Below are 11648 nucleotides of genomic sequence, written 5' to 3' on the forward strand. Positions count from 1 at the left end.
TAAAATGACCTCATCATAACCTGAGGCTATCATGAAGAAAATTCTATCCCTTGCTGCACCACTTATTGTTTCTCAGCTAATTTCAATGGCGCTGGTCCTTACTGATGTTTGGATGATGGCACAATTGAGTGTGAGTGATCTTGCGGGTGGTGGTCTTGGAGCCTCAGTCTATACGTTCGTTTTCCTCATCGCAGGTTCAACCGTAGGATGTGTCGCTAACCTCATCGCCATTGCTTATGGACAAAGTGTAGCTCGCCCTGAGTATGGGTTAAAACAAGTCCGATTGGCAGTAAAAGGCGCTCTGATGTTAGCCGTGCTTCTGACTATCATCCTAACGACAGCGTTTGTTTTCGCCCCAGATTTTCTGAGAGTTGCTCAACAGCCTGAAGAAGTGATTACGGTCGCCATGGTCTACCTTGATACTTTAAAGTGGGCCATGTTGCCGACGCTATTGCTGCTTATCTTGCGTGGCCTGACGAGTAACTATGGCGATGCCAAATCTGTGATGATTATGTCTCTGGTTACCGTCATTTTGAACGTCCCTTTCAGCTATTGGTTAGCATTTACTTTGGATTGGGGAATTGCCGGGCTCGGTATAGGTACAGCTCTTGCCGCAACACTGGTCTTAATTGGTTATGCGACTTGGGTATTCAAACGTCCAGTGTACTATCGGTTTGCACCTTGGCTCCATCTTGAGGAATACAACTGGCGTTTGATGCTACCGTTATTGTCGATGGGTATCCCTATTGCTATTGCAGGAGCTCTAGAAATGGGGCTGATATACGGTGGCACCTTGATGGCAGGGTTTATTGGCGTAACTGCTCTTGCCCTGCATCAAATCCTATTGCAATGCTTAAGTTTCACTTGGAATATTAATTTTGGTTTTTCTCAGGCTGCGGCCATTCTTGTGGGCAAAGAGTTCGGCAATGATAACCTCATTGGAGTCAAAGCCGTTGCGAAGCGAAGCTTCGCACTAGTGACGATACTAAGTGCTGTACTAGCGGTAGTCTTCATTGCTTGGCCGGACGCGATTGCCAGTTTGTTCCAACTGGATGGAGAAGGTGAACATGCATTAACGGACATGTTATCTTCATTGATTTGGGTTGTCGCACTGTGCTTCGTAGTAGATGCTTGGCAGTTGTTAGCCATTAACCTGCTTCGTGGCATGAAGATCGTCAAGCTTCCAACTCTAATGACCGCCATAGGATACTGGGCATTTGGTCTACCAGCCGCATGGTGGTTAATGGAACGCTATGAGCTTGCTGGTATCTGGGGCGGTATATTGGTGGGTTTAGCGGTAACTGGGTTATTGTTACTGGCGCAACTTATTGTCGAACTGCGTCCTTCAAAGACGCTAAGAGACAACGTGGTTGGCGTTGGCTAATAAACTGCTCGCATCATACTGGCAGAGTTATTACCATACTCACAAACTATACTGAAATCAGGATTTAACTATGTCTCTTCCTCCTTGCCCAAACTGTCAATCTGAGTATGTGTATCAGGATCAAAGCCAGCTCATCTGCCCTGAGTGTGCTCATGAATGGAATCCTAATGAAGTGCCAGAAGATGTCATCATTGTTAAAGACTCGAACGGTGCAGTATTGGAAGCTGGTGACAAGGTGACGATGATCAAAGACCTTAAAGTTAAAGGCAGCTCTCTGGTCATCAAGATTGGCACGAAAGCTGTAGTTCGCAATATCAATGATGGTAAAGACCATCAGCTTGATTGTAAGGTGGATGGTGTCGGTGAAATGATGGTGACGGCAAAGTTCGTTAAAAAAGCCTAGAGCCCCATAACACAAACTACTATCACAGCTGATAAATCAGCAGTTTTCTAGATTGATTAATAAAAACGCACACTTTTTCACTCTTTAAATGAAAAATGTGCGTCTTTCGTTATCTGGCGTTAATTGTTAGTCACGTATCGTAGAATCTCTACTATCTGCTGTGGTGTTTCAGCCCATGCCATCGCCGCGGCATCCACCTCTTTAAGGGGATGAATAATCCCTTCGTCGTGTAAAGTAATAAATGGTTTATCTAACGCGGCCAACATACCAGCATCAAACGCAGCATTCCATTGACGGTACTTATCTCCAAACCTAACTACACCAATATCGCATTGTTTAATTAGGTTTTTGGTGCGAATTGCATTCACTTTTGATGATTGATGATCGCGCCAAAACTGGACGTCGTTAGATCTAAGATGATCACCCGCTGCATCGCTAGATTCATGGTCCGTATTCGCGGAATAAAACTCAATATCTAACTCAAGCTCTGCGGCACCTGCGATGATTTGCTCACGCCAATCTGTATGAATCTCTCCGCTCAAATACACTTTCCAACTCATTTCATTTCCTTGTTTTATGGGTTTGTCGCAATCACATCAGCTCTTATCACCGTGGTGTCGAGCACAAAATCTGCAAGCAATTTACGACTGTCTAAGTAGTGCGATGTCTGTTTATGTACCTGCAGTGCGTGCAGGTCTTGGTAGATTTCGTATAGGTAGAAATCTTGGGGTGCTTCCTTATCTTGAATAACGTCAAACCGGTAACACTCAGGCTCATTTGTCACTGAGGCTTTAGCATTTTCCATCATTACTGATTTGTAGTGCTCTTCGCTACCTGGTTTCACCCGATTTCGAACAATAATGCAATACATCTTACCCTCTCCTTGGTATGAATTTGAAATCACATGTATTTATTGTATACAATTTGATTAAAAATAGAATACAAAGGATGTAAAGAATGAAAAGACCTTCTCCATTTAATGGTATGAGACACATCGCGTTAGTAGTGGAAAAGTTTGAAGAGTGTGAAGCGTTTTATACCGATATCATGGGTATGGAAGTGTTAAGAAGAGCCAATGAAAACTTGGTGTACTTAACGTGTGGCAACGATAACCTATCATTAGGAAGAGCAAAAGCTCAGCGAGTCTGCTCACCCACTAGCGTCGACCATTTTGGATTTATCGTCAACAGCAAGGAAGAGCTTCAAGAATGGTACGAATTTATGCAGGCGCGGGGCGTCACGCTATTAGACGAGCCCCACGACCATAGCGATGGCGCGCGGAGCTTTCATTGTAAAGATCCCGAGGGGCATGTCATTCAGCCCCTCTATCATCCTGTTGTTTCACACCAAACGTTCATTTAGAGCACTTGGTGTATCTGATATTACTCTTAGTGACTGTATCGTCGCTTAAGCTTCAGATTTTTCGACTTTACGATGACCTTCTTGAAGATGTACAAAATCAACAAGGTCATCGCCAGATACTTGATATGCTTGCCCAAAGCCTTTAACGAAAAGACCTTGTTCTGCTTTCAAGTTAAATAGAATGAAGTCTTGTAGTTGACTTAGACCATCAATGATTTCACCAAAGCGATCTTGCATTTGAGCAATAACAGCTTGCCATTGCTCAGTATCGCGCTCAACAATGGACGCTACAGCGTCAAACGTCAGTCGCTTGCGTGCAAAAAGCTGTTTACTGTCGCTTTCATCTTCAATCATCATTAAAGATACATTAGGATTTTTCTCAAGGTTGCGAGCATGACGAGCAATCTGAGAGATCAGAACAAAGTATCCATCCTGATTTTGGACGTAAGGCGCATAACTAACGTTTGGTCGTCCCTCTTCATCTACCGTTGCCAATTGAATGGTTTTACGTTCTTGACGAAACTCTTTGATTTCTGGGCCAAGTCGACCTTGTAAGCGTTCTTGCTTAACTTGTTGATCCATTATGAATTCCTCACTTTCTCTAATAATTATAATTCTAAATTTGAATTTTGGTTGAGCGTTTACTGGCTAGATAACCTTTGCTTAAGAGCGTTAAATTGCTCTACCTGCTCAGGGAATAGGACTCGCTTCTTGTCACGCCCTAGGTAAATCTTAAACACGTTATGACCTGTTTCATCGAAGAAACCAAAATAGTGGCTTTCGCTGCCCATAAAAGGTTTGCTTACCAAAGCCACTTTAGTAATTAGGTCGAGCTTCAAATGTCCATGAAGTTCCCCTTCCTTGCCCATCAGGTTGTAATAACCTCGAGCAACTTTACCTTTAGGGAACGGTGCTTTTACTTCAAAGATTGAGCCAAACGAATGAACTATTGTCGTCACAGGACCCCAAGTTGTTAATGATTCGAGTAACTCCTGTGCAACGCTGCCGTCTGCAATGGCAACCATCTCGCCTGGCAGTGCACAAACAACATCACATTCGGTCACTTGTAGCTTCTCAGCAATAGCAGCTGGCAATAGTGACGGTTCTTGTTCCAGTATCTCAGCAACTTGCTGTTTTAAACTTTTTGACATTTTATTTTCCGTGATAGGTTTCCAATATTTACAAGCTAGGAGGCCATCTTCGATGGATGTCCTTTGCCACTTTGACCATGGCCGTGACCATGCGGATGTGTGTTCATACTTTTACGAGGGCTCAACGTATTAATCGCTTCAATGGCGCCCTGTGCGAGCGTCACAGCCCAGAAACTGCCAGCTAGAGTCAGCACCAGATAATCTTGTTCTAGCTCCACCAATCCATTTTTACTCCAAATAGCGAATAATGGTTTAAGCAGCTCGAACGTATCCTGCCCTTTGAAACTTGGTAGTGCACTGCGACGTACAACACCACTATCGAAGCCCGCTTTGAGTGCCGCATTAATGGGTTCAGTCGGCCCTTGCTTCACCATCATCGCAATCGTAGAACGACCACTATTCATTGCGTCCATATACGCATCAAGTGAGCGATGATGCATCAACCCATAGCCACCAATGTTGCCACCCGCACCGCAACCAATAGGTAATACCTCAGCATAAGTTTTCGCCAAGCTGTTATATTGACTACGTTCACGATTGTCGCGAGCCCAATGGTTAACACTTAGTTGTTTAATATGATGCTTATCCATAAAGGCAACACCACGTTCGTACATACTGGCTTTGTCCGGGGTTGTTGCCGGCGCGGGTATTCTTCCTTTCTCGACCATGTTTAGCATCGGTGCACTACCACCAACCACCAACTGATAAAGATCCGCACCATGAGCTCCCGTATCCAAAAAGTCTTGTAAGTCTTGCTCAAACACATCCAACGTTTGGTATGGAAGTCCGTAAAGCAAGTCAATGATTATCGGAGCCTCGTCCCTTGCACTTAACGCAGCAACTCGCTCCAGCACGACTTCACGGTCATCCAATCGCTTGGCGCTTCGACGAACTTTAGTGTCAAAGCTCTGAATTCCGAACGAAAAACGGTTGAAGCCTCCTTCAAGTGCTTTATCAAACATCTCATCGGTGAAGCGGTTGGTTCGACCTTCAAGCGTTATTTCGCAATCAGTAGACAACGAAAATGAAGAACGAATAGTTTTGCCAAGTATCTCTACCTGATCTGGCGACAAATCCGTAGGCGTTCCACCGCCGATATATACAGCGTGAAATAATCCTGATTGCGTCCACGCCAAACGGGACTTTATTTCAATCTCCTTTAATAGAGCCTCGAAATAATCATCAACAAGCTGGCGACTCGCTGCGTTTTGAAAAAAATTACAGAATGTACACCTAACCCGACAAAACGGGATATGGATATAGAGACACCGCTTATTTGCTTTAGACACAGAAGTAGACGTGATGTTCTCAAGAATCTGAGATTGCTGCTCAGCAGCGATTGGCATCGACATTCCTCCTGCATGAGGAGATGACTTTTTATTGAATGCAAAACGGAGTGGATCCGGCGTCGATATACCAAAATGAGAATCATTTAATTGATTCAAGTCAATTTTCATAGCTAGTCTCAAAAGAGTTCAAAGCCCGTTAAACAAAGGGCTAATCCAAAACTCAAATGATCATAAATAGACTTAAATGATAATGCAATTGATAATTGATCTTATTTTCATTGCAATGCATAATCTCACTTGTGAATTGATTTGAGGGATAGGCTGGAGTTGTTGTGAATATTACCCGCTATGTTGTTGCTGGCGTTGTTTCTGTTGCCTTACATATGAGCTTAATGCTGGCTCATAAAGAACAACAAGTCTTCGCAATGCCTTCTGGAAGCACTTCTCAATCTGTCTCTCTTAACTTTGTCGCTCCAAAAGCATCTCCAACAGAGAAGCCATCCGAACAGCAAAAAACAGACCCTACTCCGCAAGAAAAACCGGTAGTGAAGGAAACAGCTCCCGAAGTGGTTAAGAAAGAGGTGGTGAAAAAGAAGCCGCAACCCGTTAAGAAACCTGAACCGAAGAAAGTGGTTAAGAAGCCTCAACCTAAACCAGCTCCTAAGAAAAAGCCTGTCGAAAAGGTGGTGAAGCAGGAAAAAACCAAACCACTGAAGCCAGAGAAAACCGAAGAGAAGAAAGTAGATAAAACACCATCTAGCTCTGACAGTGCGCCTAAAGCAGTCGTAAACAGTGGTGTCAGCAGCGAACCCATTTTGGTGACTGAACCAGCGTTCCTATCAAAACCAGTGCAACCGCGCTACCCGCGTATTGCCCGTAAACGTGGCATTGAAGGTGTTGCAACGTACGAAATTTGGCTAGATGAAAAGGGTCGACAAGTAAAACAGGTGCTTATCTCCTCTTCTGGCGCGACTATCTTAGATAAATCTGCGCTCGACGCTATCAAACAATGGCAATTCTCTACACATACTGTCAACGGTGTGGCGATGGCACATCGAATTCAAATACCCGTTCGTTTTAAATTGGATTAATCATGGAACAACTGCATTATCTCGAAGAGCAACTTGGCTTGATGGCATGGCCACTTATCATCTGCTCTGCCTTAACCGCAATGATCATCATAGAGCGTCTATTTCAAATCGCAATTAGTAGCGGTGTGGGAAAGAGTGCTATTCGACAAGAGCTCAATCAAGCATCTCCGGTAAACGAAAAAGAGATCGAAGCACTGGCGAAAGATTTAGTTCAGAAACGCCCGCTCCTTTACAAAGGCGTGGCAATGCTCCTCGCACACCACTCATTTGCCAAATCACTTCGAGAAGACGCTGCTTCCATTTGGCTGCAAGATAAACGTCACCAACTCCACTCAGGACTACGCATTTTAGGATTGATCGGTGTTATCAGCCCGCTTATTGGCCTTCTTGGTACTGTGCTAGGTCTAATTGAGATGTTCAAAGGTATTGCGGCTGCCTCAGGCAACGTCACCCCGAATGATCTGGCTGACGGTCTTGGGCTGGCAATGAGAACCACTGCGGCAGGTCTCATCATTGCACTACCTGCTATCGCGGGTTCACAACTCATTGGCCTGTGGGCTGACAGAATTGTTGCCAAACTTGAGCACACTCTTAACTACGTTAACTTATGGTTAGAAGGCGTGGAAATGCAGCACTCTGATAAAGATCCACTCGTTGTAGACAATATCGATAAACTGCCAGCGAGAGCGGCACATGATTAAAGTCAGCCAAAACCACCAGCAGAGTTCGCTCTATCCTGATTTGACCCCACTTCTCGACATCATCTTCATTGTTATGGTGTTTCTGATGTTGACGGCATCTGTTCGTTTAGAGTCACTGCAAGTCGACTTACCCACTACCGAGTCCTCTGCCGTTTCTGAGGTAGATACGCAGTCCATTACGGTCAACATTCTGGCTCAAGAGCCCTATTGGGCTATAGATGGTAAACACTATATCGACTGGGAAAACTTCAAATTGGCCTTACTCGAACAATCCAGTTCAAGCAAAAGCCCAATCATTATTGGAGCAGAGAAAACGGCAGACGTTCAACATCTCGTGCAACTACTCGCTTTTATGCAAGAGAACGGTATACCAGCGACCCAACTGCTCACCGACGAACCAACAGACTAATAATGACTCAAGTTAAGAATCACACCAATTAACAAGGACTATTCAATGAACAAAACGCTTAAAAACCTGATGTTGGTTGGCGCACTTTCCACTATTCCTGCGGTTTTCTCTAGCGCAACTGCAGCAGAAAAAATCGTCAGCGCTGGCGCATCCGTAACTGAGCTGATTTACGCGCTAGATGCTCAATCAAAACTCGTGGGGGTTGATGTAACAAGTGTTACGCCAGAGGGAACCACTATTCCCAAGGTTGGCTACCATCGCGCTCTTTCTGCGGAGGGACTATTGGCACTAGAACCGACTCTGGTTATTGGTTCCGATGAGATGGGACCAAAACCAGCCCTCGACCAGCTAAGTCGTGTGGGTGTTGACGTTGAGGTGGTCGATACGTCTTCAACCATCGAAGGGCTGAATCATCGTATAGACCAGATAGCCAAGCTAACTAACAGCGAAGCAAAGGTTGGTGAACTAAAAGAAAAAGTAGCTCAGCAAGTAGAGGCACTCAACAGTAACCAGCCTAGTCAGTCCAACATGAAAAAAGTGCTATTCCTTCTGATTCACGAAGGACGCCCAGCTAACGTTGCAGGTAATGGGACTACTCCAGACGCCATCATTAAGCTTGCAGGAGGCATCAATCCAGCGGCTAGCCAAATTGATTCGTACAAACCGCTATCTAATGAAGCCATGGTAGAAATGCAACCTGATGTGATTCTTGTGAGCGGTAGAAGCTACGAGAAAATGGGCGGAAGTGATGCGGTATTAAAAGCGCTCCCTCTGCTAGCCGCAACTCCAGCTGGGAAAAATGGTGACATTGTGACGATTGATGGCCATGCCCTTGTTGGTGGATTAGGTCTCAAGAGCTTGGCGGAAGCCAAACGCATTAATGAACTACTTTATCCATAATCACCATAACAGCGTGGTGTTTGCCACCACGCTGTGACCTTTGAAAGAGATATTCAACTTTTATGTTAAGACGGTTCTCTAATACCTACGTTTTCGGCGGCTTCGCAGTTTTACTCTTCTTTTCTGCTGTTTACTCGATAACAGTTGGTCCAATGAATATTACTATTATGGACAGCGTTATTGCGCTCACTAGTCGAAGCAATACCCTAGCCCCGCATATCAATTTGATTATTCACGATATCCGATTACCTCGAACCATGCTTTGTATGTTTGTTGGAGCTATTTTGGCGGTATGTGGGACGGTCATGCAAGGTTTGTTTCGCAACCCACTTGCGGAGCCAGGTATTATAGGCGTTTCCGCCGGAGCTTCTCTTGGCGGAGCGATTGCGATTGTAGGTTTTTCAATAATCGGTGTTGAGTTTCCTCAGTTTATGGCTTTAGCTGTCGTGCCTGTTTTCGCGTTTTTTGGTGGCGCACTGACAACTCTACTCGTATACAAACTTGGCACTAGCAAATTCGGAACGTCGGTAACTATTATGTTGCTTGCTGGGGTGGCTATTAGCGCACTTTCTGGCGCTGGTATCGGTTTTCTTAACTTCGTTGCCGACGATCAAATGTTGCGCGATCTTTCCTTATGGTCAATGGGCTCATTAGCAGGAGCAACTTGGGGCAAAATTGCTTTATCAGCCGTTACACTTATCGGGTTATTTTACTTTTTCTATAAAAAAGCAATGTCATTAAATGCTCTACTTCTTGGGGAATCAGAAGCAAAACACCTTGGTATCCCAGTTCAAAAACTCAAACGTCAATTAATTTTGCTTACTGCTGTTGGGGTGGGCGTCACCGTGAGTGTCTCGGGCATGATTGGGTTTATCGGGCTAGTCATTCCACATCTAGGACGCATGTTATCTGGCCCAGATCATCGCACTTTACTACCACTGTCTGCTTTGTTGGGAGCGTTACTGATGACCGCTGCTGACATGTTTGCTCGGGTTGCGGTTGCTCCAGCAGAACTACCCGTAGGGATCGTGACCGCCATTATCGGCGCCCCCTTCTTTCTCTACTTACTATTCCAGCAGAAAGGGAAAATCTTATGAGTGTTACTACGGTAGATACGATGGCAATATCACAGTCTTCAATGTTAACCAAAGAAAAATCCCCTGCCATATCTGCTAATGATGTCAGTGTCAGCTTTGGTGAGCGGGTGATTTTGGACAACGTAAGTATTGAGTTGAATTCGGGAGAAGTTACCACTTTGCTAGGCCCGAATGGTGCCGGAAAAAGCACCTTATTAAAGCTGCTTTGTGGTGAAACAGAATCTGGGGCCGATGTCGCTTACTTTGGTCAGTCAAGAAAACAATGGAACCCCAAAACACTATCAAAGCATTTGGGCTTATTGCCTCAACACAGTACGTTATCTTTTCCTTTTCTTGCTTCGGAAGTAGTCGAACTTGGAGCCATTCCGCTTGATATGGCTAATAAGGACACCAAAAAGCTTGCTTTACATTACATGCAACAGGCCGACGTAGCACATTTGGCGAATCGCCTCTATCCTTCGCTGTCAGGTGGCGAAAAGCAGCGAGTTCACCTAGCTCGTGTACTAACTCAATTGCATTTTTCTGGCGACAAGAAGATCCTAATGCTTGATGAACCAACGTCTGCACTTGATCTTGCTCATCAACACAACACATTAGCTATCGCCCGTGAGCTGGCTGACAACCACAACACTGCGGTAGTAGTTGTTTTGCACGACTTGAATCTCGCCTCTCAGTACTCCGATAGAATCGTTATTTTACACAACGGCAAATTGGTAGCCGATGGTGCTCCAAAAGATGCCATCAATAGTGAGATGATTGAGCGAGTATATGGCTACAAAACCATTATTACTCGACATCCGCAACTTGGCTTCCCAGTCGTATTAGCAAGTTGATTGGACTAACATTGGTGTTCACCCACAATAAAAAACCGCTTGTTTACAAGCGGTTTTTTATTTAAGCACAGGTTACTTTGACAACTGAATAAGTGAACGACCAATTAACCATTCTAGTTCTTTGTCACTGCCTTCGCCGTACTGAGACTCTACCAGTTTGTAAAGTCTATCTATTCCTTTCGACGCAAACTCATGCGAGTTTTCAGAAGTAACAATATGATGGAAAAGTAGCTTCAAGATCGCCAAGAATTCTGGATTCTTCAACGACTCAATCCAACTGCCAGTAAAACCAGTGATTCCTTTTTCAAATTCCAAGTGTTCCACGAACATCTTGAAAATGCGACCATCAAGCGCTGCCGTAAAGTCGGTTTTCTTTGGAAAATGGTGACTAATACCGGTTCGCGAAATACCTGTCTGTTGGCTCAAAGTGGTGTACGACATCTTGTCGTATCCTAGTCGGATGATCTGATCAACGACCGCTTCCATAATTTTCTGGATCGTAATCTCAGTATCTTCTTTACTACGCTTTGGCATCTTAAAGCTCTTCTCTTATCGTTATGTGCGTTCACTGTATGCTATACCATAATTAAAGCAGTACTCGGTATAGTTTTCTATTCATTAACGTATCGATTTGTTAAAACTCAGTTTACGGCACCTGAGGCGAATTATTAGCTAAACTCATGAACACTATGCGTTTCATTGAGAATATTATAAAAAACAAACCATTGATTAATAAGTTATAAAGTCTAACACTTCTCTGATATTGATAAACTAGTCTGTACTACATCACTAGTGCGCAAGTCTCATTTATGAGAACTCGATCACAAAGATGCACTATTACTTGCATAATAAAAAAATATTAAAAAGCAATGACTTATAGTAATTCGATATATCACTTGTCGCTTAATTAGATAAAAATAGTTAACGTTTAGAAAATTTCTGTTACAAAACCGTATCTTAACGCAATGACCTAATCCTTTGATCATGTATTTATTACTGGATACCTTATTTCCACAGATATAGAATAA

At 44.0% G+C, this 11648-nt stretch carries 15 protein-coding genes; 9 read left to right on the top strand and 6 right to left on the bottom strand.

Features of this window, described 5'->3' with window-relative positions; genetic code table 11:
• Nucleotides 1-31 precede the first annotated feature (31 nt).
• A complete protein-coding gene (locus HW45_RS12005) occupies nucleotides 32-1384 on the top strand; it encodes an MATE family efflux transporter (protein ID WP_038227144.1) in 1353 nt (450 codons plus the stop codon).
• A 70-nt stretch (nucleotides 1385-1454) separates the two neighbouring features.
• Complete coding sequence (locus HW45_RS12010) at nucleotides 1455-1787, top strand: zinc ribbon domain-containing protein YjdM (RefSeq protein ID WP_038227145.1); 333 nt, start codon at nucleotides 1455-1457, stop codon at nucleotides 1785-1787.
• Nucleotides 1788-1906: 119 nt separating this feature from the next.
• Here the strand turns inward: HW45_RS12010 and HW45_RS12015 are convergent, their stop codons facing one another.
• On the bottom strand, nucleotides 1907-2347 hold the full coding sequence (locus HW45_RS12015; RefSeq protein WP_038227146.1) for a YtoQ family protein: 441 nt from the start codon (nucleotides 2345-2347) through the stop codon (nucleotides 1907-1909).
• 14 nt (nucleotides 2348-2361) lie between these two features.
• Complete coding sequence (locus HW45_RS12020) at nucleotides 2362-2658, bottom strand: putative quinol monooxygenase (protein ID WP_038227147.1); 297 nt, start codon at nucleotides 2656-2658, stop codon at nucleotides 2362-2364.
• Nucleotides 2659-2744: 86 nt separating this feature from the next.
• On the opposite strand from HW45_RS12020, the gene HW45_RS12025 reads away from it, so the two are divergent.
• Nucleotides 2745-3149: a VOC family protein gene (locus tag HW45_RS12025; RefSeq protein WP_006075207.1), complete on the top strand. Its 405-nt coding sequence runs from the start codon at nucleotides 2745-2747 to the stop codon at nucleotides 3147-3149.
• 45 nt (nucleotides 3150-3194) lie between these two features.
• On the opposite strand, the gene hutZ is transcribed toward HW45_RS12025, so the two are convergent.
• Genes hutZ through hutW form a run of 3 tightly spaced genes read right to left on the bottom strand, consistent with a single transcriptional unit; the run spans nucleotide 3195 to nucleotide 5757 of the window.
• Nucleotides 3195-3731: a heme utilization protein HutZ gene (gene hutZ / locus HW45_RS12030; RefSeq protein ID WP_006075206.1), complete on the bottom strand. Its 537-nt coding sequence runs from the start codon at nucleotides 3729-3731 to the stop codon at nucleotides 3195-3197.
• A gap of 59 nt (nucleotides 3732-3790) precedes the next feature.
• Complete coding sequence (hutX, locus tag HW45_RS12035; protein WP_006075205.1) at nucleotides 3791-4300, bottom strand: heme utilization cystosolic carrier protein HutX; 510 nt, start codon at nucleotides 4298-4300, stop codon at nucleotides 3791-3793.
• A 35-nt stretch (nucleotides 4301-4335) separates the two neighbouring features.
• Complete coding sequence (hutW, locus tag HW45_RS12040) at nucleotides 4336-5757, bottom strand: heme anaerobic degradation radical SAM methyltransferase ChuW/HutW (RefSeq protein WP_038227148.1); 1422 nt, start codon at nucleotides 5755-5757, stop codon at nucleotides 4336-4338.
• A gap of 164 nt (nucleotides 5758-5921) precedes the next feature.
• Here hutW and HW45_RS12045 point away from each other — a divergent pair, with 164 nt between their 5' ends.
• From HW45_RS12045 to HW45_RS12070, 6 genes are all read left to right on the top strand, one after another.
• Nucleotides 5922-6680 carry an energy transducer TonB gene (locus HW45_RS12045; RefSeq protein WP_038227149.1) on the top strand — a complete coding sequence of 253 codons (759 nt, stop codon included), beginning with the start codon at nucleotides 5922-5924 and terminating at the stop codon, nucleotides 6678-6680.
• 2 nt (nucleotides 6681-6682) lie between these two features.
• Complete coding sequence (locus HW45_RS12050; RefSeq protein WP_038227150.1) at nucleotides 6683-7381, top strand: MotA/TolQ/ExbB proton channel family protein; 699 nt, start codon at nucleotides 6683-6685, stop codon at nucleotides 7379-7381.
• Nucleotides 7374-7790, top strand: a complete 417-nt coding sequence (locus tag HW45_RS12055) for an ExbD/TolR family protein (protein ID WP_006075200.1) — start codon at nucleotides 7374-7376, stop codon at nucleotides 7788-7790. The genes HW45_RS12050 and HW45_RS12055 overlap by 8 nt, the downstream gene beginning before the upstream one ends.
• Nucleotides 7791-7835: 45 nt before the next feature.
• Nucleotides 7836-8690 (top strand): heme/hemin ABC transporter substrate-binding protein, encoded by an 855-nt coding sequence (locus HW45_RS12060; protein ID WP_038227151.1) that lies wholly within the window; start codon nucleotides 7836-7838, stop codon nucleotides 8688-8690.
• A 62-nt stretch (nucleotides 8691-8752) separates the two neighbouring features.
• Nucleotides 8753-9787 carry a FecCD family ABC transporter permease gene (locus HW45_RS12065; protein ID WP_038227152.1) on the top strand — a complete coding sequence of 345 codons (1035 nt, stop codon included), beginning with the start codon at nucleotides 8753-8755 and terminating at the stop codon, nucleotides 9785-9787.
• A gap of 41 nt (nucleotides 9788-9828) precedes the next feature.
• Nucleotides 9829-10620 (top strand): heme ABC transporter ATP-binding protein, encoded by a 792-nt coding sequence (locus tag HW45_RS12070; protein WP_038227762.1) that lies wholly within the window; start codon nucleotides 9829-9831, stop codon nucleotides 10618-10620.
• A 72-nt stretch (nucleotides 10621-10692) separates the two neighbouring features.
• Here the strand turns inward: HW45_RS12070 and HW45_RS12075 are convergent, their stop codons facing one another.
• Complete coding sequence (locus HW45_RS12075) at nucleotides 10693-11154, bottom strand: TetR/AcrR family transcriptional regulator (protein ID WP_038227153.1); 462 nt, start codon at nucleotides 11152-11154, stop codon at nucleotides 10693-10695.
• Between the last annotated feature and the right edge of the window lie 494 nt (nucleotides 11155-11648).

Origin of the sequence: Vibrio sp. ER1A (assembly GCF_000733315.1) — a bacterium.
Classification (GTDB): domain Bacteria; phylum Pseudomonadota; class Gammaproteobacteria; order Enterobacterales; family Vibrionaceae; genus Vibrio; species Vibrio mediterranei.